Source organism: Lysinibacillus sp. Y5S-8 (assembly GCF_036894365.1).
Lineage (GTDB): Bacteria > Bacillota > Bacilli > Bacillales_A > Planococcaceae > Lysinibacillus > Lysinibacillus fusiformis_D.
In genome coordinates this window covers 3041525-3067215 of sequence record NZ_CP145889.1, presented here as the reverse complement: position 1 = coordinate 3067215, position 25691 = coordinate 3041525, and the positions used below count along the sequence as shown (strand labels likewise).

General features: G+C 37.6%; 26 protein-coding genes. 20 read left to right on the top strand and 6 right to left on the bottom strand.

All coding sequences use genetic code 11. From position 1 onward, the window contains the following. Nucleotides 1-38: 38 nt before the first annotated feature. Nucleotides 39-1424 (bottom strand): glycine--tRNA ligase, encoded by a 1386-nt coding sequence (locus V6670_RS14865; RefSeq protein ID WP_141905102.1) that lies wholly within the window; start codon nt 1422-1424, stop codon nt 39-41. Between the two features lie 432 nt (nt 1425-1856). Here V6670_RS14865 and V6670_RS14860 point away from each other — a divergent pair, with 432 nt between their 5' ends. From V6670_RS14860 to V6670_RS14780, 17 genes are all read left to right on the top strand, one after another. Continuing rightward, on the top strand, nt 1857-2489 hold the full coding sequence (locus V6670_RS14860; protein ID WP_141905101.1) for a helix-turn-helix transcriptional regulator: 633 nt from the start codon (nt 1857-1859) through the stop codon (nt 2487-2489). 17 nt (nt 2490-2506) lie between these two features. Continuing rightward, the gene (locus V6670_RS14855; protein ID WP_141905100.1) at nt 2507-3319 is read left to right on the top strand and encodes a pyruvate, water dikinase regulatory protein; all 813 of its coding nucleotides are present in this window, start codon (nt 2507-2509) and stop codon (nt 3317-3319) included. Between the two features lie 205 nt (nt 3320-3524). Further along, nucleotides 3525-5357 (top strand): DNA primase, encoded by a 1833-nt coding sequence (dnaG, locus tag V6670_RS14850; protein ID WP_141905138.1) that lies wholly within the window; start codon nt 3525-3527, stop codon nt 5355-5357. A 32-nt stretch (nt 5358-5389) separates the two neighbouring features. Next, a complete protein-coding gene (gene rpoD, locus V6670_RS14845; protein WP_004227165.1) occupies nt 5390-6517 on the top strand; it encodes an RNA polymerase sigma factor RpoD in 1128 nt (375 codons plus the stop codon). 233 nt (nt 6518-6750) lie between these two features. Beyond that, a complete protein-coding gene (locus tag V6670_RS14840; RefSeq protein ID WP_338651507.1) occupies nt 6751-7317 on the top strand; it encodes a hypothetical protein in 567 nt (188 codons plus the stop codon). Nucleotides 7318-7471: 154 nt separating this feature from the next. After that, a complete protein-coding gene (locus V6670_RS14835) occupies nt 7472-7600 on the top strand; it encodes a hypothetical protein (protein ID WP_338651506.1) in 129 nt (42 codons plus the stop codon). 57 nt (nt 7601-7657) lie between these two features. Continuing rightward, nucleotides 7658-8017, top strand: a complete 360-nt coding sequence (gene cccA, locus V6670_RS14830; protein ID WP_338651505.1) for a cytochrome c550 — start codon at nt 7658-7660, stop codon at nt 8015-8017. A 163-nt stretch (nt 8018-8180) separates the two neighbouring features. Next, nucleotides 8181-8873: a tRNA (adenine(22)-N(1))-methyltransferase TrmK gene (locus V6670_RS14825; RefSeq protein WP_141905098.1), complete on the top strand. Its 693-nt coding sequence runs from the start codon at nt 8181-8183 to the stop codon at nt 8871-8873. Between the two features lies 1 nt (nt 8874). Next, nucleotides 8875-9996, top strand: a complete 1122-nt coding sequence (locus tag V6670_RS14820; protein ID WP_141905097.1) for a Nif3-like dinuclear metal center hexameric protein — start codon at nt 8875-8877, stop codon at nt 9994-9996. A gap of 15 nt (nt 9997-10011) precedes the next feature. After that, complete coding sequence (locus V6670_RS14815) at nt 10012-10236, top strand: hypothetical protein (protein WP_338651504.1); 225 nt, start codon at nt 10012-10014, stop codon at nt 10234-10236. Nucleotides 10237-10350: 114 nt separating this feature from the next. Continuing rightward, complete coding sequence (locus V6670_RS14810) at nt 10351-10599, top strand: DUF2164 domain-containing protein (protein ID WP_036125412.1); 249 nt, start codon at nt 10351-10353, stop codon at nt 10597-10599. Between the two features lie 218 nt (nt 10600-10817). Then, the gene (locus tag V6670_RS14805) at nt 10818-11357 is read left to right on the top strand and encodes an NADPH-dependent FMN reductase (RefSeq protein ID WP_141905094.1); all 540 of its coding nucleotides are present in this window, start codon (nt 10818-10820) and stop codon (nt 11355-11357) included. A gap of 226 nt (nt 11358-11583) precedes the next feature. After that, nucleotides 11584-12129 carry an XRE family transcriptional regulator gene (locus V6670_RS14800; protein WP_036125407.1) on the top strand — a complete coding sequence of 182 codons (546 nt, stop codon included), beginning with the start codon at nt 11584-11586 and terminating at the stop codon, nt 12127-12129. Between the two features lie 24 nt (nt 12130-12153). Next, entirely contained in the window at nt 12154-14196 is a 2043-nt protein-coding gene (locus tag V6670_RS14795; RefSeq protein WP_338651503.1) for a hydantoinase/oxoprolinase family protein, read from the top strand. After that, complete coding sequence (locus V6670_RS14790) at nt 14196-15941, top strand: hydantoinase B/oxoprolinase family protein (protein WP_338651502.1); 1746 nt, start codon at nt 14196-14198, stop codon at nt 15939-15941. Before V6670_RS14795 ends, V6670_RS14790 begins: the two co-directional genes overlap by 1 nt. Nucleotides 15942-15943: 2 nt before the next feature. Continuing rightward, entirely contained in the window at nt 15944-16261 is a 318-nt protein-coding gene (locus V6670_RS14785; protein WP_004227194.1) for a cupin domain-containing protein, read from the top strand. Nucleotides 16262-16319: 58 nt separating this feature from the next. Then, on the top strand, nt 16320-17645 hold the full coding sequence (locus V6670_RS14780; RefSeq protein WP_141905091.1) for a cytosine permease: 1326 nt from the start codon (nt 16320-16322) through the stop codon (nt 17643-17645). Between the two features lie 185 nt (nt 17646-17830). Here the strand turns inward: V6670_RS14780 and V6670_RS14775 are convergent, their stop codons facing one another. After that, the gene (locus V6670_RS14775; protein ID WP_338651501.1) at nt 17831-18010 is read right to left on the bottom strand and encodes a hypothetical protein; all 180 of its coding nucleotides are present in this window, start codon (nt 18008-18010) and stop codon (nt 17831-17833) included. Between the two features lie 233 nt (nt 18011-18243). On the opposite strand from V6670_RS14775, the gene V6670_RS14770 reads away from it, so the two are divergent. Beyond that, complete coding sequence (locus tag V6670_RS14770) at nt 18244-18870, top strand: hypothetical protein (protein WP_338651500.1); 627 nt, start codon at nt 18244-18246, stop codon at nt 18868-18870. A gap of 56 nt (nt 18871-18926) precedes the next feature. Here V6670_RS14770 and V6670_RS14765 read toward each other — a convergent pair whose 3' ends face one another. The 3 genes from V6670_RS14765 to V6670_RS14755 form a co-directional block, all read right to left on the bottom strand. Next, nucleotides 18927-19463: a hypothetical protein gene (locus tag V6670_RS14765; RefSeq protein ID WP_338651499.1), complete on the bottom strand. Its 537-nt coding sequence runs from the start codon at nt 19461-19463 to the stop codon at nt 18927-18929. A 163-nt stretch (nt 19464-19626) separates the two neighbouring features. Then, entirely contained in the window at nt 19627-20886 is a 1260-nt protein-coding gene (locus V6670_RS14760; protein ID WP_036120458.1) for a dicarboxylate/amino acid:cation symporter, read from the bottom strand. Between the two features lie 265 nt (nt 20887-21151). Further along, entirely contained in the window at nt 21152-22201 is a 1050-nt protein-coding gene (locus V6670_RS14755) for a TRAP transporter substrate-binding protein (RefSeq protein WP_036120455.1), read from the bottom strand. 151 nt (nt 22202-22352) lie between these two features. Here V6670_RS14755 and V6670_RS14750 point away from each other — a divergent pair, with 151 nt between their 5' ends. Next, complete coding sequence (locus V6670_RS14750) at nt 22353-23894, top strand: sensor histidine kinase (RefSeq protein ID WP_186436212.1); 1542 nt, start codon at nt 22353-22355, stop codon at nt 23892-23894. Between the two features lie 18 nt (nt 23895-23912). Further along, nucleotides 23913-24614, top strand: coding sequence for a response regulator (locus V6670_RS14745; protein ID WP_141905085.1), 702 nt, complete (start codon nt 23913-23915; stop codon nt 24612-24614). A 48-nt stretch (nt 24615-24662) separates the two neighbouring features. On the opposite strand, the gene V6670_RS14740 is transcribed toward V6670_RS14745, so the two are convergent. Further along, nucleotides 24663-25631: a 4-hydroxy-3-methylbut-2-enyl diphosphate reductase gene (locus V6670_RS14740; RefSeq protein ID WP_036120448.1), complete on the bottom strand. Its 969-nt coding sequence runs from the start codon at nt 25629-25631 to the stop codon at nt 24663-24665. Nucleotides 25632-25691: the final 60 nt, after the last annotated feature.

Here is a 25691-nt window from a genome sequence, read left to right as displayed (position 1 = left end):
GCCAGACTGGCTACTCCCTCTTTTGTTCAGCAAAACGATTAGAATTGAAGATGTTTTTCGATATATGCTTTTACTTCTGCAATTGGCATACGAACTTGCGTCATAGAATCGCGATGACGTACTGTTACTTGGCCATCCTCTTTTGAGTCAAAATCGTATGTGATACAGAATGGTGTACCAATTTCATCCTGACGGCGGTAACGTTTACCGATTGATTGTGATTCATCAAAATCAACAGGGAACGCTTTGCGGAGCTCTGCCCAAACATCTGCCGCTTCATCAGATAATTTTTTAGAAAGCGGTAGAACAGCAGCTTTAAATGGTGCTAGTGCAGGGTGGAAACGTAAAACTGTACGTTTATCGTCACCTTCTAGCTCTTCTTCATCATAGGCATCACATAGGAATGCTAATGTGACACGGTCAGCCCCTAAAGATGGCTCAATACAATAAGGAACATAACGTTCGTTTGATACAGGATCGATATAAGTGAAATCTTCACCTGAGTGTTCCATATGTTGTTTTAAGTCATAATCTGTACGATCAGCAACGCCCCAAAGCTCTCCCCAGCCAAATGGGAATTTGAACTCGATATCTGTTGTAGCATTTGAGTAGTGAGATAGCTCATCATCCTCATGGTCACGAAGACGCATAGAGTCTTCTTTCATGCCTAAGTTTAGTAGCCAATTTTTACAGAATTCTTTCCAATAGGCGTGCCATTGGAGATCTTCGCCAGGTTTGCAGAAGAATTCTAGCTCCATTTGCTCGAATTCACGTGTACGGAATGTGAAGTTACCAGGTGTAATTTCGTTACGGAAAGATTTACCGATTTGTGCGATACCAAATGGTGTACGTTTACGCATAGAACGTTGAACGTTTTTGAAGTTCACGAAAATACCTTGTGCCGTTTCGGGACGTAAATAAATTTCGTTTGTAGAAGATTCCGTTACACCTTGGAACGTTTTAAACATTAGGTTGAATTGACGAATATCTGTAAAATCCGCTTTTCCACAATCCGGACATACTACGTCATATTTAATCATTGTCTCTTTCATTTGATCGAATGTCATACCATCCACAATGATTTCATCGCCTTTTGCTAATGCAGCATCCTCGATAATTTTATCTGCGCGATGACGAGCCTTACATGATTTACAGTCGATCATTGGGTCGTTGAAGTTACCAACATGACCAGAAGCAACCCACGCTTTTGGGTTCATTAAGATCGCAGCATCAATACCTACATTGTGTTCTGATTCTTGAACGAATTTTTGCCACCATGCTTTTTTAATATTGTTTTTTAATTCGACACCTAGTGGACCGTAATCCCAAGTGTTTGCTAAACCACCATAGATTTCAGAACCAGGGAAGACAAAGCCTCGATGTTTTGCTAATGATACGATGGTTTCCATTGATTTGTTAGCCATAAAATAGCCTCCTTCTAAGTATTTCATATTGTTCTTTTAGCGGTAAAACGCTAAAGTTATTTCATCTAGTAGTAAGATACTAAATGAAAATAGCACCCGTCTCCGGGCACAATGTATGCCCAGGGACGAGTGCTAAGACCCGCGGTTCCACCCTGATTGTTTTAAACGAATGTTTAAAACCTCTTTTCAAAAAGTTAGCTCAAGGAGTGCCTTTTCTCTGTTGCTGTGTAGACTTTCACCATCTTCTACTCGCTATTGAATGGAACAGATACTTTTTTCCCATCATCGCCTGTATAACGCAATTTTGCTCGAAAATACAGATAGAGCAAGCGTATGTGTCAATATTGTAGCATGCAGTTCTTTAATTCGCAATAATTATTAAAATAGTATATAATAATTGAGCATAAGTATAACACTATTAGATTTGAGGCGGTGAGTCCAATCGAACTCAATAAACGTCAGGAAGACATTTTACAGATTGTGAAAGAAAATGGCCCTATTACCGGGGAACATATTGCGGAACGTCTCAATCTGACACGAGCAACTTTAAGACCAGATTTAGCGATTCTAACGATGGCAGGATTTTTAGATGCGAGACCAAGAGTTGGTTATTTTTATTCAGGTAAAAAAACATCCATTAATTTAATGGAAAGTATTCACAATTTAAAAGTGAAAGACTTTCATTCAGGTCCTGTCGTGGTCCCGGAAACAATGACGGTTTATGATGCAATTTGCTTTATGTTTTCAGAAGATGTTGGTACACTCTTTGTCGTAGATAAGAATGAGTTTTTGACAGGCGTACTATCTCGCAAAGATTTACTACGTACAAGTATTGGTACGCAGGATTTAAATAAAATTCCAGTACATATTATTATGACACGTATGCCAAATATTTCGTACTGTGAAAGATCAGATTCATTAGTTGTTGCAGCGAACAAGCTTATTGAACGAGAAGTTGATTCGCTACCTGTAGTTGAACCACAGGAGGGTGGTTTAACTATAGTAGGTCGTCTTACAAAAACAACGATTACACGAGCTTTCTTATCTCTTGCACAAAACGTCTAAATTAGAAGGAGAGCTGCATGAAAAAACTACGCGTATTTGTTGTATCTGATTCTGTCGGCGAAACTGGTGATCAAGTTGCCAAAGCGGTTATTAGCCAGTTCCGACCAGGTTTAGAAAATACTGTGATTCGTCGATTTCCTCACATTCAGTCCGAGGAGCTAATCCGTAAAATTGTTTTCCTTGCAGCCCAACAACGAGCATTTATCGTCTATACATTAGTTCGTCAAGAAATGCGTAAATTATTACATGATTTATGTGAGCAAGAAAAAATTCAGGCAGTAGATATATTAGGACCAGCCTTACAAACTATGGCAACCTTTATGGAAGAAAACCCATTAGAAACGCCAGGGATTGTTCATATGCTGGATGATGATTATTTTAAAAAAATTGAAGCCATTGAATTTGCGGTAAAATATGATGATGGCAGAGATCCACGTGGGTTATTACAGGCTGATATCGTACTCGTAGGCGTATCAAGAACATCCAAAACACCACTTTCACAGTATTTAGCCCATAAAAAATATAAGGTGGCAAATGTTCCTTTAGTACCAGAGGTAGAGCCACCGGAAGAGCTTTTACAAATAGATCCGAAAAAATGCTTTGGCTTAATCATTTCACCTGAAAAGTTAAACTTTATCAGAAGAGAAAGATTAATGTCGCTCGGATTAAATGATGATGCTATCTATGCACAACATGAACGGATTTTAGATGAGATACAACATTTTGAAAAAATTGTCGGTAAAATAGGTTGTCAAGTTATTGATGTGACTAATAAAGCTGTCGAAGAGACAGCAAATACGATCATTGAACATATTTTGACTCGTAAATAAGATGGAAATTTAAACCACCTCGGTTAGTAGAGGCGGTTTTTTTGAGTGTATTTTGAAAATAGTATAGATAAAAACTAATTTTTGTTTTATAATAATAAAATTGTGGTAAAAATATTTATAAGAGAAAAATCCTAATTTTTTGTCGAGAAATAAAGGAATTTTAAAACGAATAGCGAATTGTGTTTCTAGAACGCAAATATTAAAGATGGTGATGGATTTGGCAGGGAAGATTCCAGAAGAAGTAATTGAACAGATTCGTACACAATCGGATATCGTTGATGTGATTAGTGAATACATGCAGCTGACCAAGCGTGGGCGAAATTGGTTTGGCCTCTGTCCATTTCATGGAGAGCAAACACCGTCTTTTTCTGTATCAACAGACAAGCAAATCTTTCATTGCTTTGGTTGTGGTGCAGGGGGGAATGCTATTACTTTTGTAATGGATATAGAAGGCATTTCTTTTCCTGATGCCGTTGTGAAACTTGGGGAACGTGCTGGCATACACTTAGATGTTGAGCCAAGCTTTCCAGAGGGAACAAAAAAGATATCTAAAGCAGAAGAAAGGATGAAAGAAGCACACGCTTTTGCAGCAGATTTTTTTCATCATCTACTGTTGAATACAGAGGATGGCGAAGAACCTTTAAATTATTTGCTAGAAAGAGGATTTACAAGGGAACTTATAGAATCTAATAACATTGGTTGGTCTCTCCCAAGCTTTGAAGCATTAACAATATTGCTTGAAAGAAAAGGTTATAACTTACAAGAAATTGCGGAAAGTGGCCTAATCATTAAGCGAGAGGGAGAAGAACGCTACTTTGATCGCTTTAGAGGACGTATTATGTTTCCGATTCGAGATGAGAATGGTAAAATTATTGCTTTCTCAGGTCGAATACTTACATCAACTGGTGAGGAAGCGAAATATTTAAATAGTCCAGAATCACCAATATTTCAAAAAAGTGAAGTGCTTTATAACCTAGATAAAGCACGAACTTCTATCAGAAAAAATCGTCAAGTAGTATTGATGGAAGGTTTTATGGATGTTTTAGCGGCCAACTCTGTAGGTGTCATGAATGTGGTTGCGACAATGGGAACTTCGCTAACAAATCAGCATATCACAAAGCTAAAACGCTTAGTAGAGCAAATTACGATTTGCTATGATGGTGATAATGCTGGATTTGATGCAGCGAAACGAGCGGCGCAATTACTGCATACGGAGCGCATGAAAGTCGATATTGCTGTATTGCCAGAAAAATTAGATCCTGATGAATACATTCACTCTTTAGGTGGACAAGCATTTAAGGAACAAATTTTGGAAAATCCTCATGCGTATATTGCTTTTATGATGATGCATGCTAGACGCAATAAGAACTTTCAATTTGAAAATGATACGCTTCAGTATATTCAAGAAGTCCTTGAACAACTAGTAGGGAGATCCTCACCAGTTGAACGAGATTTGTATATACGACAGTTATCAAATGAAACCAATATATCGGAAGAAGCCATTTATGCCCAATTCCGAAAGTTGGAGGCTAATCAGGTACGTTCTGCAAAATCAGAAATGCCTACACAGATGCCTTCAATGCCAGTCACGCAGCAGCAAAAGCCTATGGACGCAGCCGAACGTGCCGAACGTTTATTACTGGCTCATATGCTTCATAATATAGATGTAGTGGACAGGGTATTACGTAGTGAGCAAAAGGAGCCATTTGTACGAGATGCTTATATGGCTGTTTTTGTTCGCTTAGTAGGGTTTTATGAGGAATATGGTCATCCTGATTATCAACGCTTTGTGGAAATTTTGGATGACGCTGAATCACGAAAAATTGTCATGGAAGCAGCTTTAGTTGAGCGAGATCCTGATCAAGCAGAGGCAGAGGTAATGGACTCCATCCGTCAGCTTCAAAAATATAGAATTGAGCAAGAAATTTATCAAAAGATGCATGAGTCAAAGGAAGCGGAGAAGATGCATGAGTATGCACGTGCACTTGAAATCGCCCAACAGATTATTCATTTAAGAAAATCGTTATCGGCGATTTAACCCGATTCGGTTGTTTAGAAGGAGGAAGGTTTATGGCGGACAAGTCAGAACGTTCAAAAGAGATAGAAGTAGAAATTACATTAGATGATGCAAAAAAATTCCTACAAGAAAAAGCGAAAACAGAAGGTGAAATTTCGATGAAAGAAATTTCAGAGAAACTAACACCTTATGAATTGGAAAATGAAGAAATTTTCCATTTTGCTGAGGATCTTGAAAAGCATAAAGACATTCAAATCATTGGAAAAGAAGAATTTGAAGAAGAAAGTTTAATGAAAGAAGAAGCGAATGAAGAAACTTTCGACTTAAACGATTTGAGTGTACCACCAGGTGTTAAAATAAATGACCCTGTACGTATGTATTTAAAAGAAATCGGCCGAGTAGATTTACTATCTGCTGAGCAGGAAATTGCACTTGCAGAGCGTATTGAGCAAGGAGACGAGGAAGCACGTAAACGTTTAGCAGAGGCGAACTTACGTTTAGTTGTATCGATTGCAAAACGTTATGTTGGTCGTGGTATGCTATTCCTTGATTTAATCCAAGAAGGGAATATGGGTCTGATTAAGGCTGTTGAAAAATTCGATTACCGTAAAGGATTTAAATTCTCTACTTACGCTACATGGTGGATTCGTCAGGCAATTACACGCGCGATTGCTGACCAAGCTCGTACGATTCGTATTCCTGTTCATATGGTCGAAACCATTAATAAATTAATACGTGTACAACGTCAACTTTTACAAGATTTGGGTCGTGAGCCTTCTCCAGAAGAAATTGGAGAGGAAATGGATTTAACACCTGAAAAAGTTCGTGAAATTTTAAAAATTGCACAAGAACCAGTATCTCTTGAAACACCAATTGGAGAAGAAGATGATTCACATTTAGGAGACTTTATTGAGGATTCTGAAGCACAATCTCCATCTGACCATGCAGCCTATGAACTGTTAAAAGAGCAATTAGAAGATGTACTAGATACGTTAACAGACCGTGAAGAAAACGTACTTCGTTTACGTTTTGGATTAGATGATGGTCGCACACGTACATTAGAAGAGGTAGGAAAAGTCTTTGGCGTAACTCGTGAGCGTATTCGTCAAATCGAGGCGAAAGCATTAAGAAAATTACGTCATCCTTCTCGCAGTAAACGTTTAAAAGATTTCTTAGAATAAATTTAAATAGATGGAGCTATCCGACTAGTGTGAATATACCTAGTTGGGATAGCTCCTTTTTTATATACTGAAAAGGTAATAAGCCCCGCTACTCGACTATCTTATTTTCGACAATAATAGATATTTAGAATGAAGGAAATGAAAGATTTGCGACTTTATACAGATGTGTTTTCCAAAATTGTGAGATAAAATTGTAATACAACCATTATTAAGCAATGTTTGGAGCTATCACTATGACAAATCCTCGAAAGAAAATAATCCTTAATGAAATTTTATTTTGGAAGCAAAATAAACTTTTACCAGAGCACTATTGTGACTTTTTATCAGCTCTTTATACAGAAGGGGCTGATATAGAGGAGTTAGAGCCAGTGCAACATCCTAAACAAGCGATTTTGCCATCAGAAAAAAGAAAAATGGTCCTATTAGTAGTGGGTCTATGTATCGCCATCATGGCTGTTTTGACACTCTATTTTACAATGCAATCTTTGACTTTGATATTAACTGTGGTTGTGGGATTAGGGGCATGCATCTTATTTATTGCTGCATGGCAAATGGCACAAAAAAAACATCTACTGGCGCCTATTTTTCATGTACTGGCAGCCATTCTGCTATTTAGTATGTCTATTCGTATTTGCACTACATATTTTAGTGGAAATAATACGGTTTTGTTTTGTTTGATTGCAGCGAATTGTATAATTTGGCTTTGGTCGGGTATTAAAATGAAACTGCTATATTTCACAGTCTCAGGTGTTTTAGGGTTAGTAGCACTGATTGGATATTATATCATAAATCTATCTTGATACAGCAAATATTATATTGAAATTATTATTACATGAAAATCTGTATGTTGATACAAGACATACAGATTTTTTAATTTTTTGGTATATGTACGTGTGCAAAGGGTATGATAACAACAGAATCGTAATGAAAACAATGGTATGGAAAAGGATAAATATGACCAAATTTTGGGGTTGGCAAGACATATTTTATCCAATAGATACAGAAATGTCGAATTTGTTACAAACAAAGGAAAACTTAGCGAATAGGGCTTTTCGTTTCTTTGTTAATGAAGTACAATATTAGATGTTGACTGATTCTATATTATAATAGAAGTAGACTTAAAATGAGGAGGGGAAACTTATGAAAAACAATCCAGTCGTTCCTTACATCTTAATTCTGGCATTTGGTATTGGTCTTATTTTCTTCATGTCTTTACAAGGTGCAGATAACAAGAAAGAAATTGCTGCTGAACATGAGGGCGGTGGCGAAACTACTGAAACTACAGATGCAAACGCTGATGGTGCAGCACTAGTACAATCTTGTATCGGTTGTCACGGTAATGATTTAAGTGGTAGTATGGGTCCAAACCTACATGGCTTAGATGAAGCCCATATCGTTGAAGTTTTAACAAAGGGTATCGAAGGTACTCCAATGCAACCGAACATGAAAACTGAAGAGGAAGCAAAAGCAATCGCTGAATACATTTCTACTTTAGAATAGTATGACTGACAAGTAGCTGTACTGACATAGTACAGCTACTTTTATCTTCAACTACATAATGAAAATGGGGTTGTCCACAAAAAATGTGGGGCAACTCCATTTGTTTTTTTTCACGACATCATCCATACTATTAATGGACTCTATTGAAGATAGGCGGTATAAAATGAACGCACAAAAACTTTCAAAACGATTAGAAACAGTAGCAAAATTTGTTCCCACAGGAGCTATTATGGCAGATATCGGTAGTGACCATGCCTATCTACCATGCTATTTGATTCATCAGGGAACTGCTTCTCGTGCCATCGCAGGAGAGGTTGTAAAAGGACCCTATGAATCAGCTGTAGGACAAGTACAAAAGGAAGGCTTAACGGAGAAGATTACCGTACGTCTTGCAGATGGATTAGCAGCGATTGAAATGACTGACCATGTGGACACAGTCACGATTGCTGGAATGGGTGGACCATTGATTGTTTCCATCCTAGATAAGTATCCTGAAAAGCTTCAAGGTGTCACACGTCTTATTTTACAGCCAAATATTCATGCTAAGGTCATTCGTGAGTGGGCGTTAGCACATCAGTGGGCGATTCTGGATGAAGAGATATTAGAGGAAGATGATAAAATCTATGAAATCCTTGTATTGCAAAGAGGACAAATGACGCTATCTACAGCAGAGATTTTATTTGGTCCTAAATTAAGCCAACGCAAATCACCAGCATTTATGAAAAAATGGTTACGCGAAAAAGACAACTGGCAACGAGTGCTACAATCCATTGAAGAGGCAGAACAAACACCTGAAATTGAAGAAAAGCGTGCAGAATTAATGGCTCTGATACATTTAGTGGAAGGAGTTTTGTAAGATGAAAACCGTAAATGGTCAAGAAATCATTCAAGTGTTCGAAGCATGGTCGCCCAAGAAACTTGCTTGCATGGACAATGATCCAATTGGGTTAGCTATAGGGACACTCAATAAACCTGTCCATAGAGTATTGGTGACGTTAGATGTTAATGATGCTGTTGCAAACGAGGCAATAGAAAAGGGCTGTGAGCTGATTATCGCGCACCATCCACCAATCTTTAGACGCCTGTCGAATATCCGCACAGATCAACCAGCGGGACGTCTATATGAAAAGCTTATTAAACACGATATCGCTGTTTATGCGGCCCATACTAATCTAGATGTAGCTGAAGGTGGGGTCAATGATCTACTAGCAGATGCCCTACAGCTAAAAAATCGTTCCATATTAGAAGAAACGTATGCCGAAAATCTGTTCAAGCTAGCTGTCTTTATACCAACTGCCAACGCAGAAGTATTACGTGAGGCTCTTGCAAAGGCTGGGGCAGGTCGTATTGGTGACTATGAAGCATGCAGTTATACGACGACTGGAGAAGGAAGATTCCGTGCATTAGCAGGAGCAAATCCATTCGTTGGCACTATTGATGAATTACATGTGGAGGAAGAGGTAAAGGTCGAGGTCGTATTTCCTGAATCTATCAAAAACCGCGTGTTAAAGGCGATGCTTACTAGTCATCCTTATGAGGAACCCGCCTATGATGTGATACGTCTTGAGCAACAAACTAATGTTATGGGGTTGGGGCGAGTAGGATACTTGCCACAAGAAATGACGTTACAACAGTTTGCAGAATTTGTAAAGCAGCAGTTAGAAGTGCCAGCAGTTCGTGTGGTTGGTGATTTACAATCGAAGATTAACAGAGTGGCGCTTGTTGGTGGAGACGGCAATAAATATATTTATGCGGCAAAACGCGCTGGAGCAGATGTTTTCTTAACGGGTGATATGTACTTCCATACAGCACAGGACGCACAAGCCATTGATTTGCAAATTGTAGATCCGGGTCATCATGTAGAAAAGGTGATGATTGCAGGGGTAGCTAAAAAAATGGCTGAACTATGTGAGAATAAAAAATATCATGTTGAATTTGTACAATCAACCATCAATACAGAACCATTTTTATTTGTATAAGCGAGGGGAACAAATGTGGCGAATGATAGGCCTGGAGGCAATAAAGCGGGTAAGTTATGGATTATAATTGGTTTATTCATTGCTGTTTTTGGCATTGGTATGACGGTGATGACAAATACGATCAATGACAAGAAAATAGATGCGATGACACAGCAATGTGAAAATGATGGTGGACAAGCGATTGTATCAAAGGAAAAAAACTTTTTATCCACTAGCTATTCATTTGAATGTAAACAATAAGATGGTGGCTGAATGCTAGTAGAACTAGTATTCAGCCTTTTTTAATAGGCAAAGAATCTATAGGTAGTGATAAGATGGAGGAGAAATCAAAAAATAGGAATGGGGAGATTGGACTTGTTTATTCGGTTATCAAAAGATCAGCAAGAAATGATACTGGCTGATATTCAACGATTTTTTTATAATCAGCGTGATGAAGATATTAGTGAATTTGAAGCAGAGCGTGTATTCGATTTTATCAAGGAACATATTGCTCCTCATATTTATAATGCCGCTCTATCCGATGCCAAATATGTAGTGGAAAGACAATATGCCTCTATTGAGGAGGAATTGGAGGCATTGGAGCAACCTATTAAAATGAAATAATCATCCTCTTTGCCCCTCTAGTTTAAATAATTGACAGAAAATAAAAAATTATGTTAATTTAATCTTGAATTAAAGATAATTTAATTCTGATTATTTTAGGCTGACAAATTAGTGATGAATAAAGGGATATGTTCCTGACCAAAATGGTTACGAGTGGCGATCGCGTACAATGAACGATGATGGAGTCACAAGAATGGATGAAAAAGAGGAGGCGTCATATGTTAAAAATCGGCATTATTTTAGGAAGTACGCGAGAGGGTCGTGTAAGCCCACAGGTTGGCACATGGGTAAAGGAAGTGGCAGAAAAACGTCGTGATGCGGAATATGAAATAATTGATATCGCTGATTTTAAATTACCGCTTTTAGGGGAGCCAGGCGGAGATGCTTCAGGGGTAGCAGCCTGGTCAGAAAAAGTCGCAGCATGCGACGGCTTTGTCTTTATTGTTGCTGAGTACAATCACTCCATTACAGGCGCATTAAAAAATGCATTAGATTATTTACGAGTGGAATGGAATAATAAAGCTGCTGGAATCGTTTCTTATGGTTCTGTTGGAGGTGCTCGTGCAGCTGAGCATTTACGAGGTATTCTTGGAGAATTACTAGTTGCTGATGTCCGTGTGCATCCAGCACTATCTTTATTTACTGATTTTGAAAATGGCTCTGTCTTTAAACCAAAAGAGGTGCAAGCAGATTCTGTTCATCAAATGTTAGATCAGCTCGTGCCGTGGGCAACCGCTTTAAAAACAATTCGATCATAATTTCATGGCAATATGCACTCCCTATGTGCATATTGTTTTTTTATTTAAATGTGTGAATAAAATTACTCTTCTCCATTCACTAGTACGGGGAATGGAGTTTTTTTTATTTTTAATAAAATTCTAATATTTAAAAATATTCTTTCAATTCAGAAAATAATGTGATACTATTAAAAAAATTATAGTTATACTTCAAAAAATACAGTGTAATCAAAAAAGAGGTGGCAATTTGGAAGATATTCATCAAACCATAAAAAAAACAAGAATTGATCAAGGCATGACATTAAAGAATTTAAGTGAAAAAACAAACTTATCGATTAGTTTTCTTTCACAAATAGAAAGGGGGTCATCTTCACTGGCTATTACATCTCTAAAAAAAATAGCTGATGCATTTGGAGTTCCGATCACCTACTTTTTTGAGTCCGATTCAAATAATACGTATGTTGTAAAAGAAACTGATCGCAAACCATTTAAATTAGAAGCATCTTCGATAGAATATACGCGACTTAATGGACATTTTAGTGGAAGAAATCTTGAACCGTTGCTTGTGAAGCTGGCCCCGGGTCAAATGGACAAAAATCAAGAATCGAGTCATCCAGGGGAAGAGTTTTATTACGTATTAAAGGGTGCTGTCTTATTTAAGGTTGATGGGCAAGAATATTTTCTTAGAGAAGGTGAAACAATTCATTATCCTTCTGAAGTTCCACATTCATGGGAAAATCCTTTGAATGAAGAAAGTATTGTTTTAAGTGTGTTAACGCCAGTGATTTTCTAAAAAAAGGAAGGTTGGGTGGATGGAATGAGAGTCGCAACAGATATTGGGGGTACATTTACAGATTTAGTGTATGTTGATGAACATGGAAACTTCGGCTATGAAAAAAGTAATACAACTCCTCCAAATTTTGAACAAGGAGTCATTGATGTTATTAAGAAAAGTGGGGTAGATCAACAGCATTTAGAAATGTTTATCCATGGCACAACGGTTATTATCAATGCTTTGACTGAGCGTAAAGGAGCAAAGACGGGTCTAATTACAACTAAGGGATTTAGGGATGTGTTGGAAATTGCACGTGGAAATCGACCTGATTTATTTAATGTTAAGTATCAAAAACCACAGCCATTTGTAGAACGATATTTACGCAGAGAAGTAACTGAAAGACTTAATTATAGGGGACAAGTATTAGCAGCTCTGGAAATGAATGAACTAGAAGAAATAGTTGAATATTTTAAGAAGGAACAGGTTGAGGCCATTGCAATCTCTTTTTTACACTCCTATGTTAATAACGAGCATGAAAAAGCAGCTGTAGAAAAAATAAAGGAATTGTGGCCAGAAGTTCAGGTAACCGCTTCCAGTGAAATAACACAAGAGTGGCGTGAATATGAACGCACTAATACAGCAGTTTTAAATGCTTATGTACAACCAACTGCAACAACTTATATTGATCGACTTGAGCAAAAATTACAAGATACTATTGAAATAGAGCAAAGTTATATTATGCAGTCAAATGGTGGTACCACTAAATTTGATAATGCGAAGCGTTTACCAATTAATATGGTAGAATCAGGCCCAGTTGCTGGTATTTTAGGTGCAGCGGTACTCGGTGAATTACTAGGAGAAAAAAATATTATTGCTTTCGACATTGGTGGAACAACAGCAAAATGTTCATTGATTGAAAATGGCGAAGTAAAAGTTTCTACAGATTACTATATCGAAAAAGATACTCGACGCGCAGGTTATCCAATTAAAACACCAGTTGTTGATATTGTTGAGATTGGTAACGGTGGTGGTTCCATTGCATGGATTGATGGTGCAGGTTCATTAAAAGTAGGGCCTCAGTCAGCGGGTGCTCGACCAGGCCCAGTTGCATATGGTCAAGGTGGAACAGAGCCGACTACAACGGATGCAAATTTATTAACTGGTAGATTATCACCGAAGAACTTTGATTACGAGGTGAATTTGAACAATGTAAAAAATGCGATTGAAGAAAAAATTGGGAAACACTTTCATATGTCTGCTGAAGAAGCGGCACTTGGAATTATTCGTATCGCCAATTCCAATATGTTAAATGCTCTAAAGTTGATTTCTATTCGTAAAGGCCATAACCCTCAAGACTTTACCTTGATTGCATTTGGTGGGGGAGGTTCGATGCATGCACCTGCTTTAGCATTGGAATTAGGTGTTAAAAAGGTTATTATTCCAATTGCATCACCGGTATTTTCCGCATGGGGGATGCTTATGACAGATTTACGTCATGATTATATTCAAACATACATTAAACGAATGAATAATCTTGATTTAACAAAAATGAACTCAATATGGGCAAATATTGAACGTCAGGCATTCCAACATTTCCAAGAAGAAGGTATGGACAAAGATAATGTATTTTTCCAACGCTATGCAGATATGCGTTATCTAGGCCAGGAGCATACTGTGAAGGTACCTGTAGAGGGTGGTGAATGGAATCAACGAGTGTTAGATAAAGCGATTGCAGATTTTAATTTATTACATGAAAAGAATTTTACATTTAAACTACCAGAAGCGGAGACAGAAATTGTTAATATTCATGTGACGGCCTTTGGGAAGGTTGGTAAACCTAAATTAAAAACGATTGAGCGCCATACTAGCTTACAAGACGCATTAATAGAACAACGCGATGTTTATTTTGAAAATGATGGCTGGGTGAGAACAAATATATATGATCGTGAGCTATTACCTATTGAAATGAAGATAAGTGGTCCTGCTATTGTGGAAGAAAGAGCTGCAGCTACCGTAATCTATCATAAGCAATCACTCTATATAGATGCTTATGGAAATATTGTCATTGAAAAGGAGGAAGCGTAATGACTGCAATCAATCCGCAAATTGATCCATTTACTTTAGAAATTGTGAAGGATGCACTGCTATCTGCTGGAGATGAAATGTTTGTAGCTTTAGCACGAACTTCAATGAGTCCCATTATTTATGAAGTATTAGATTATGCGAGTGGCTTAACAGATTCAGAAGGTAATTTATTAACTCAGGGTAATGGTGTGACAGGTTTTATCGGCATGCTCACTTTTATGGTAAAAGAAACGTTAAAAAAATATCCAGGAGATAAATTAAAAGAAGGAGATATCATTATAATTAATGATCCTTATCAAGGCGGCGGTTCACACCTTTCAGATGTTGGACTCGTAATGCCGATTTTTTATAAAGGTCAATTAATTGCTTTTTCAGCTAATAAAGCTCATTGGACAGAAGTTGGAGGGAAGGATCCAGGTTCATTTACTAACGATTCTGTTGACATATTTCAAGAAGGGCTACAGTTTTCATGTATCAAACTTTATGACGAAGGTAAATTGAATGAAGCACTTGTTGAAATAATACGTTCAAATGTGCGGTTCCCAGATCTATCTTTAGGAGATATGTTTGCACAAGTTGCAGCTCTTCGAACAGGAGAAAAACGAGTAAGGGAATTGTGTGATAAATACACATTAGCTACCATATTGGCAGCAATTGAATATCATTTAGATCACGGCGAAGCGATGGCCAAGCAGGAGCTTGCTAGATTACCTAAAGGAGAATTTTACGCAGAAGATTTTATTGATACGGATGGGATTGGTAACGGACCATTTCCAATAAAAGTGAAAGTGACAATATCAGACGATGAATTTATTTGTGATTTTAGGGGAAGTTCTCCTCAAGTACCTGGACCAATGAATTGTTCCTATACAGATTTAGCATCAGCTGTACGTGCAATCTTCTTAGCTATTACAAATCCAGCACAAGATGTAAATGATGGTGTGTTTAGACCACTAAAAATAATTGTTGATCCTCAATCAATTATGTCTGCGGAAAGACCAGTACCTGTGTCCAATTATTTTGAAACCTTGCTTGGCAGCTTAGATTTAGTATGGAAAGCCTTGGCACCGCATATACCGAGTCGATTAACTGCTGGTCAGTTTTTATCCGTTTGTGCTGTAACGTTAAGTGGTACACATCATGATACAGGAGAGCCATTTTTAATTGTTGAACCATCAGTAGGTGGATGGGGTGGCGGAAACGATGCTGATGGAGCCTCTGGTCAATTCTGTTTTTCGGATGGTGAGACGTATAATGTGCCAATTGAGGTAGCGGAAACTCGCTATGGTGTGTTAATTGATGAATATTGTTTAAGAGAAGATAGAAATGGAGCAGGGGCTGGAGAATACATTGGTGGTAAAGGAGTAATCAGATCCTATAGAGCCATGACGGACAATCAAGCAGTAACAGTGACCTTTGGTAGGAATAAGTTTTTACCATGGGGGATTGACAATGGACATGAAGGTTCGCCGAATGAATTTTATGTAAAAAAAGCGAATGGCCAGGTAGATGGACCATTCGGGGTCTATCCAAGATATAAACTAGATAAAAATGATGTGGTTCAATTAATGACTGGCACGGGTGGAGGCTATGGCAATCCACTTAAACGTCCAGCGGAACAGGTAGCACATGATGTGAAAAATGGCTATTTTTCAAGAAAAGAAGCAGAAGCTATTTTTCATGTTCTTGTAGATGAGTCAGACTACAGCTTTAAAGAAATGCCAGAAAGAAATCGAGGAGAATAACTATGATTATTAAAGAAGTATCACAGAAAGATATTGTTCAACAGAACCTATTTCAAGACAAATACAACGATAGCCAAATAAAGTTTGGCTTTGTCCAAATAAAACCAGGGGAGCGGTTACCATTAGAAGGGACAACTTCTCATTTAGAAAATGAGTACTCTTTTATTGTAAAAGGTACTTTAACTGGAGAATCCGGTGGAGAAAATTACCGAATTTCACAAGGAGAAGCTTCCTATATTCCTGCTGGAGAACCTCATTGGTGTAAAAATGATAGTGATGAAATGGTTGAACTTGTCTATGCGCTATTGGATATAAGATAAAGAGATTTAATAGAAAACAAGCTACGAATAAACACATACAGTAAGGGGGTTAAGTAAAATGAAAAATGAAGTCAACACAGAAAAAACATCTATGCTTGGGAAAGATCCTGCATTAACGCCAATACCAGAGAATGATCGTCAACATTGGATTACACCAACAATGATATTTGGTGGACTTGAATTTACCATTCCTGTTTTAATGGTAGGAGCAAGTTTATCAGCTAGTTTCGGATTAGGTAAGATTTTTTTAATATTGATCATTGCTTTATTTGTTTTTCAATGGCTTGGTAATGCATTACAAGGATATATCGGTGCAAAAACAGGGCTACCTTCTTCAGTTATTGCCAAAACAAGCTTTGGAACGGTTCAAGCTAAGTTAATAGTTGGATTGACAATATTTATTGTTTCACTTGGCTGGTGGGCATTACAAACGGCTGTTGCTGGAAATGCCATTGCTGCTATGTTTGGGATTGACTATAAACATGACTGGTTAGCTTGGGCAATAGTTACGACAGTGGCAGGTCTTCTTTTTGCCGCACCTTCAATTATTGGCTATGGTTCAATGAAGTGGACAGATTATTTAGCTGTCCCATCGGGTTTATTGTTAATTGTTGGTGGTATTTATTTAGCATTAAAAAATACGGGCTGGCAGACAATTGCATCTTGGAGTCCTGAACCATCAATGACCATAATGGCAGCTATTAGCCTTGTAATTGGTGTCAATGTGTCACAATGGGTAATTGCTTCTGACTACACTCGGTACGCAAAGCCGACTTGGAAAGACAATTTTATTATTCCAAGTGGGATAGTTTTAATTGGATTCCCTCTATTTATTGTAGGAGCCATCATGTCTGTGGGTGTGGGAGATCCTGATATCGTGAATGTTATGATGAATTTAGGTTTTCCTGTTTGGGGCTTTCTCATCTTATGGTTAGCTACTTGGACATCTCAATTGGTTAACAATTACAGTATGGGATTAGCGTTAGCTAATGTTTTAAATGTGACATCAGGTAAGGGACGTGCGTTACTCACATTTATTGGTACCATAATTGCCATAATCATTGCTTTAATGGGCATTCTAGATTACTTTACAGACTTCCTGTATTTAACGGCTTTGCTCTATCCAGCAATAGCAGGTGTTATGTTTGCTGACTTCTTTTTAATCCGTAAAAGACAATGGGTTGAAATAAAAGGATGGAATTGGATGGCTACAATTGCTGTCGTTGCAGCTGTTATGATTGGGTACTATTTCCAATATGTAAATCCAATGGGTTTACCTGCAGTACTATCTTTATTTGTTTCGATCGTTGTTTATTTAATCGCAATGAAAGTAAAGAAACAAGTGGCCCCTGATCAATTTACAGGAAATAATCTATCGGATTAGGGGTTAATCAAAGGATACTGGAGGATCATTTTTGAAGGTAGTTCCATATTAAAATAAAATGCAACTTTACAATGGAAATCGTAACAGGAGTAGAGATTTTTCCTATGAGTTTCAAATTAATAGAACGGCCACTTTCAGTAATATGATCAACATGAAAGTGGCCCTTTTGGTTGAGACAGCTACTATTAATGTTTGATTTCTTCAATGACTTTTTCTTTTAAATCATTCTCCATAGAAGATAGTTTTACTGTATTTGTGAGGCGTTCTTTTAATTCTTTATCGGTCATAATGCCACGTTCCTCTAAAATTTGTACAAGTAGATTCAATGTTAGTATATTTTTAATTTCCACTGCTTTTGTCTCCATATAAAACCCTCCAAAATGATAGAATTGCTACCCCTTTAGTGTACTCCTTTTTGAAAAGCGTAACATAGAATGGACAAAAACAAGCAAATTTATTTCGTGTCCCGGAATATGTGGGTAAAAATAAGCAATCCAATGACAAGCTATTCGAAGAGATAAATTTGATAGAACAGGACCATGAAAAACAGTGAATATTGTTTTGAATGGGGTCATACCTTCGTAACAGGAGGGATTCAATGGTCAAACGGTTTGGGCTTGTTATAGGATTGTTAGTCGTCATCATATCTCTACTGATTTTGTTTGATAAATTAAAAATAGATAATAAATCAGAAGCAACAAAAGAGGGACAACCGCTTATTACGAATGAAGAGTTGAGCCTAGCTAGATTGAAGGATAAGCTTCTTGAAAAGTATGTCGGCATTGATGTCAAAACGACTGCAGAAAAGGAATTGGTGATCCAGGTTGTAGGCGAAGAAGACTATTTCCAGTCCGTCAAAAAAGATATGGAATCCATTGCAAAAAATGTGATTAAAACCTCTACATTAAAGGACTATCCGATTGTTTTTGAAAGATGGGAGTTTACTTCATTGCTTGATGACAACAAAGTGCTGGGGGCTGATATTAACCTGTTGATGGAAGATTTAATCACAGGTTTAGAGGCTTTTGATGTATACAAATATTTAGTCATTGAAAATCGAACAACCATTACGATTCAAACAACGATAAAGAGCGCCACTCATGAAGATTTACAGTTAGCTATGAGGATGGAACAGGCCATTAAGAAGATTTTACAAACAAATGCATCGCCAAATCAGTCCTATGTCATTAACATATTAAATACACAGCGGGAAAAACTAAATTAGCTATCTTAAGTCATGACAAAGGCATCGAGAAATAACGCTCGATGCCTTTGTCATGGCTATGTAGTGAATGCAAAGAGTGCTTGATAAAGGGTTGCTAGGAGTGCAACGAAGTGCATATCGTCTGCTTGGAAAAGCTTAAACAGTATGCCTGTTCGTACTAGTTCGTTTTCAATAGGACTTGCACTGGCAATCTTTTCATCATTGCAATATAAATAAGCTGTAGAGGTAAAATCCTTTTCAAATCGAAAATGTAAATCGTCCATTTTGAATGCATAAGAGGATTCTAATAATTGGACCGTTTTTCGCTGAATCGGTATCGAGCTACCATCAGGCATCCTAATTTGATGGCTGACCCCTTTTGCAAATAGGGTAGATTGTACTTGAAAAAGTGGTACCCCTGACGTAGTTCGCGTTTCATAACGATACGGTAATGTTTGCTGAGCCGCTACTAGCAGGACGGCATTCAGTATTTTACCAGTAGAGGAACGATCTACTTTTTGAAGCATACATATTGTTTCGTTGTGTTCATTCACGATTGGGATATCCGTAAAGCTTTTAAAAGCTTTTGGATAGGTAAGTGTAAATGTTGCCATAAAGAAACCTCCAGTCATTATCTATACGAGTAAGCAGTCGAGGAGGTTTCAAGAAAATTTACTTACTAAAGAACAAGCCGAGCAATGTAATATGATCACTTTATTTCCAAACAAAGAGGCTGCTGAAATGGCGAATATTTCGCTTTCAGTAGCCTTTTTGTTGTTATGGCATTGAAGTATGTCCTGCAAGAGCACGTTTTTCTTGCTCCGTATCAAATTCTTTTTCCATTTTTGACACGACTACTGTTGCCACGCCGTTTCCAATTAGATTTGTCACTGCACGTGCCTCTGACATAAAGCGATCTACGCCGATTAATAGGGCAATTCCTTCTACTGGAATCATAGGAAAGGCTGCCAATGTTGCGGCAAGTGTAATAAAGCCAGAGCCTGTTACACCAGCTGCTCCTTTAGAGGTAAGCATTAAGATGGCTAGTAACGTAATTTGATGCCAAACATCTAAATCCACACCATATGCCTGTGCAATAAAGATAGCAGCCATTGATAAATAAATGGAAGTGCCATCTAAATTAAACGAGTAACCAGTTGGGATAACGAGCCCTACTACTTGCTTAGAACAACCATAGTTTTCAAGTTTACGCATCATGGAAGGTAGTGCAGATTCAGATGAAGATGTCCCAATAACGATAAAAATTTCATCCTTAATGTATTTAATAAATTTAAAAATACTAAAGCCGAAGTAGCGTGTAATTAATCCGATAATCACAACAATAAAAATAAACATTGTTGTATAGACGGATAACATTAAAAACCCTAAGTTTCCAAGTGATTTAAGTCCGAAGTTTCCGATTGTATAACTCATGGCACCGAACGCACCAATAGGAGAAATTTTCATTACCATATTAACAATTTTAAAGAAAATATCTGCCACTTGTTCGAAAAATTTAATAACAGGTTTTGCTGGTTCTCCAATCGCTGCTGCAGCTAGTCCAAATAAAACAGCTGAGAATAAGACAGGTAATAATTCACCATTTGCTAATGCACCTACCACATTTTCAGGGATAATTTGCATGATAAAAGCACCTAAGCCATGTTCTGCAGCCGCCGCATCTGTATATTGTGAAACATCAGCACCGCTGGCAGCATCTGTATTAAAGCCTTTTCCTGGTTGAACAATATTGACAACAATTAAGCCAATCGCAAGCGCAAATGTTGAGACAATTTCAAAATAAATTAAAGCCTTCCCACCAATTTTCCCAACCTTTTTGACATCCCCCATACTACCAATACCGATGACGACTGTTAAGAAAATAATCGGTGCTATTAACATTTTAATTAGTTTAATAAAGATGTCCGCTAATATTTTTAGCTTTGCCCCGAACTCAGGGAATGTTGCCCCGACAATGATCCCTAGTACAATGGCAATCAACACTTGTACTGTTAAGTTTTTAAAATTTATCCGCATAATAGTTCTCCCCCTACAACATCTATGAATATTGTGTGAACGCTTTCATGTGGTTATCATAGCTGAAATTTTCCGACAATAGTGTTTATGACCGTAATGTTTGTATTGTTCATTTTGTTCATTTTTTAGGAAGGGGAGAGATAAAGCTAGTAATAACAGGGGTTTCAGGCTGTTTTATAGTAGATTTGAGATTATCTAATCTATTATAATACAAAAGAAAAAATCCTTACGGTTAGTAAGGACCTTTCATTAATGAACAAAAGTATTAAGGCGCAACGATTTTTTCAATCTCTGTTAAGATGCGATCATTTTGAATATGGGCTTTATAAAAATCGTAGACAGGCGCAAGCTGCTCTTTAAAGCGCTGTCTTTCTAGTGGACTCATTGTATAAACATCAAAGTCATCTTGTTGTTTAAGCTTCTGCATATCTTTTTCATTCATCAGTGCAGCCTGTTCAAATTGCCAATCTGTTGTTTCTTTCATTGCATCCAACAATTGGTGTTGAATTTTTACAGGCAAGGAATTCCAAAAGGTTTCGTTCATTAACACAGCGTAGCCCAAAATACCATGCTGGGTGATGGTCATATGTTTCTGTACCTTGTAAAAACCTTTTGAGTAAATATTCGATGCTGTATTTTCCTGCGCGTCAATCGCATGCTTCTCTAAATCTGTAAAAACCTCGCTAAAGGAAATGGGCATAGGCGTTGCTTTGACCACTTCAAATTGCTTTTCCAATGTTTTACTAGGCATCGTTCGCACACGTAAGCCCTGTAAATCCTTAAATGTATGGATAGGATGATCAGAAGAGGTTAAATGCTTAAAACCATTGTACCAAAAGCCAAGTCCCTTAATATGAAACGGCTCTAGTTCGTTGACTAATTGTTCACCTATAGAACCCGTCAGAACCTCCTTGACTTCATCATCTGTCTTAAATAAATAAGGTAAATCCAATACCTGCCAATTAGGAACATAAGCGGTCATCTTCGAAAAAGTAGGAATAATCATTTCTACGTCTCCCTTTTGTAAAGCCTGGAACTCATTTTCATCATTGAATAAAGAAGAATTTGAGTAGACATGTACTTTGACTTTCCCATTTGTTTTTTCTTCTACTAGCTCAGCAAATTTATTGGCCGCTTGTCCTTTAGGCGTATTCTCAGCAACTACATGACTCAAATGAATCGTTATTTGTGTGTCTAACCCATTTTGCTCATCATCATAGGGAAGTGGCTTGGCAAAGAGTAATCCTTGCTGAATACTAATGGTAACGATTAAAGCAAAGACAGTAATCATCGTTCCTATAATAAATTTTTTCATTGAATACACCCAATTTATTCGTATTTTCTGATGTTTTTGTTATTCTAACATATGGAGTACGCTAAAATATAGTAGGAGGGAGGCGGTCATCTTGAAATTTCAAAAGTTATCGATGCAGAGAAAAATCATGTCTCTGACGTTTTTTATTCTGATGCTTTCCTTTAGTATTGGTGGTACTTTCTTGTTAGGGTTTGTGATGAATGAACAAAAAACAAAACTAAGTGATCAAGCACTACTAGTGGCCAAAACCGTCTCACAGCTTCCTGAAATAAAAACGTATATTGCTAGCGAAAATAACCTCGAGGCCATTCAACATATTAACCCTGTAGTAGAAGAAATCCGTGATATCAATGGAGCAAAGTATATTGTTGTTCTTGATATGGAACGTCGAAAATATTCTCACCCCAATAGCCAGGAACTTGGTCGAATATCGCAATCGGGTGATTTAAACGCTGCGTTTTCTGAGCATTATTATACGTCGATCGCTCGTGGAGAGCATGGTGATATGGTGCGTGCATTTGTACCGATTATGAATCAAGAAGGTCAACAAATCGGTGTTACGGTAGTGGGGTTCAGTGTACTTACAGTAGTGGAATTACTACAATCAATGGAAACAGAGCTGATGATTACTGTTCTATTATCTTTAATCTTTAGTGCATGGGGTGCACGAACTTTAGGGCTTCATATGAAGAAGCAAATGTTTGGATTAGAGCCTCATGAAATTGCCAAAATGTATGTGGAGCGTACGGAAACATTTAATGCCATGCATGAAGGCATCATTGCCATCGACAATGATTTGACCATCACAATTTTTAATGAAAAAGCCTGTGATATATTAGGTGTTCATGAAAAACCCTCTATACTAATTGGTCAGAAAATCTTTCATGTCCTGCCCGATACACGACTTCCTGAAATTTTAGAGCTAGATCAGCCATTATTTAATCGTGAGCTATATATTAATAATCACAGTATTATGAGTAACCGTATTCCGATACAGGTTAATGGAGAAACCGTCGGGGCAGTAGCCATGTTTAAAGACCGTACGGAAGTGAAAAAGCTTGCAGAAGAACTAACGGGCGTTCGAGCTTTTGTCCAAGCTCTGCGCGTACAAACGCATGAGCATAAAAATAAACTGCATACGATAGCAGGTCTTTTACAGCTCGGTCATCATGAACAAGCACTCACTTATATAACGCAAGTGAAGGAAGAACATGATGAAATCACGAATTTTTTAAATGAACGTATAAAAAATGAAAATATTTCTGGGCTATTGCTTAGTAAAATTTCTTATGCTAAAGAACAAGGAATTCGACTAGAGATTGATCGTGAAAGTCGATTAACATCCTTCCCACCTAATTTGGATCATCATGATTTCGTTATTCTATTTGGTAATTTAATCGAGAATGCATTTGATGCATTAAAAGATGTACAGGTTGAGGAGAAAGTGATTCATGTTTCAGTAGATGAAGATGAGGATGTCCTTGCGATTTTAGTAACGGATAACGGTGTTGGCATGACGGAAGAGGTCAAACAGCACATATTTGACAATGGTTATTCTACAAAAGAGAAAAACTACCGTGGAATAGGGTTGTTCCTAATAAAAGAAATCGTTGAAAAAGGACAGGGTGATATTGAAGTCATCAGTGAACCCAACAAAGGGACAAGTTTTTTAATCACCTTTTATTATTCATAATTGGATGGAGGGCAGACAGTGGCACAAATCAAAGTATTATTAATTGAGGATGATCCAATGGTGCGAGAGGTAAATCGTCAATTTATTGAAAAGGTAGAACATTTTCAAGTGATTGGACAGGCATCTAATGGCTTAGAGGGCATTACACAAATTCGTCATCATCAGCCTGATTTAGTCTTTATGGATATTTTTATGCCGGAGCAAGATGGTATTACGAGTTTACGCAAAATACGCGAGCTGGATTTACCAGTGGATGTCATCACTGTAACGGCTGCGAATGATATGGAGACGGTGAAACAGGTACTGCATCTAGGTGTCTTTGATTATATTATGAAGCCATTTTCATTTGAACGAGTCAAAGGGACACTTGACAATTATTTACGCTTTAAGAAGCAAACACAAACAGAACGAGAGCTTACACAGGGAGAATTGGATCAGTTATTTCATTATCGTGATGAAAAAAATAACATAGAGCCAGCACATACATTACAATCAGAGAAAAATCTTCCAAAAGGTTTTAATCGTACAACACTCGAAAAGGTGGTGCACTTTTTACAATCGGTAGATGGTGCATCGGCTGAAGAGGTAGCAAGTGGAATAGGAATTGCCCGTGTAACGGCCAGAAGATATTTGGATTATTTAGAGAAGCAAGAGGAAATTACAATGGATGTCCATTATGGAGGCATTGGTCGCCCTATCAACTATTATTTTAGTAAATAGAGAAAATCCTGATTGTCATCATGGCAACCAGGATTTTTTAGCTATTAATTAATAAGGCAATATTTTATCAACAGGTGTTGGCGTTTTAATTTTCGGCAGGATTTTATTTAATGTTACCGTACGCTTAATCTCGTGTGTAGAAGGGTCATTTTCATCAAATTGATCAAGGAAGGAAATAACCTCTTTTACAATCGGTGTTGGCGTAGAAGCACCTGCTGTGACAGCTACAATGTTAATGCCTTTTAACCATTCTACTTTTAGCTCTGAAACGTCAGCAATTCGATAGGATGGTGTTCCTGCAATTTCTACAGAGACTTGTGTTAAACGGTTGGAGTTATTTGATTTAGGATCACCTACAACAATTAGTAAATCCGCTTCTCCTGCTTGCTGAGCAACAGCTTCTTGACGAACCTGTGTAGCTAAACAAATCTCTTTGTGTACCTCTATATGTGGGAACTTTTCTTTTAAACTATCCATTAAATGGGCGACATCCCATTGACTCATTGTCGTTTGATTTGTGACAAGTAATTTATCGTTCGTTAATTGTAACGCATCAATATCAATAGAGGACTGCACTAAGTGGACATGATCCGGAGCAACGCCAATGGCACCCTCTGGCTCGGGATGTCCTTTTTTACCAATGTAAATAATATCATAGCCTTCTGCAGATTTTTCGCGAATTAAATCGTGAGTAACTGTTACATCAGGACATGTAGCATCAATGGACACTAAGCCTTTTCGCTTCGCAATTTCACGAATTTCTGGTGAAACACCGTGTGCTGTGAAAATGACCGTACCTGTTTCAACTTGCTCAATAATTTCTTGGCGGTTTTCACCATCTAACGTGATGATACCATCCTCTTCAAACGCGTCTGTGACATGTTTATTATGCACAATCATCCCTAAGATGTAGATAGGTCTTGGTAATGTTTTATCAAGTGCGGCATTACGTGCGATTACCATCGCATCGACAACACCGTAGCAATAGCCACGTGGATTAATTTTCAATACTTGCATGGTTGTGACTCCTTTCAAGCTTACCTATCTACATTATAACGGACAGGGACGGTGAATACA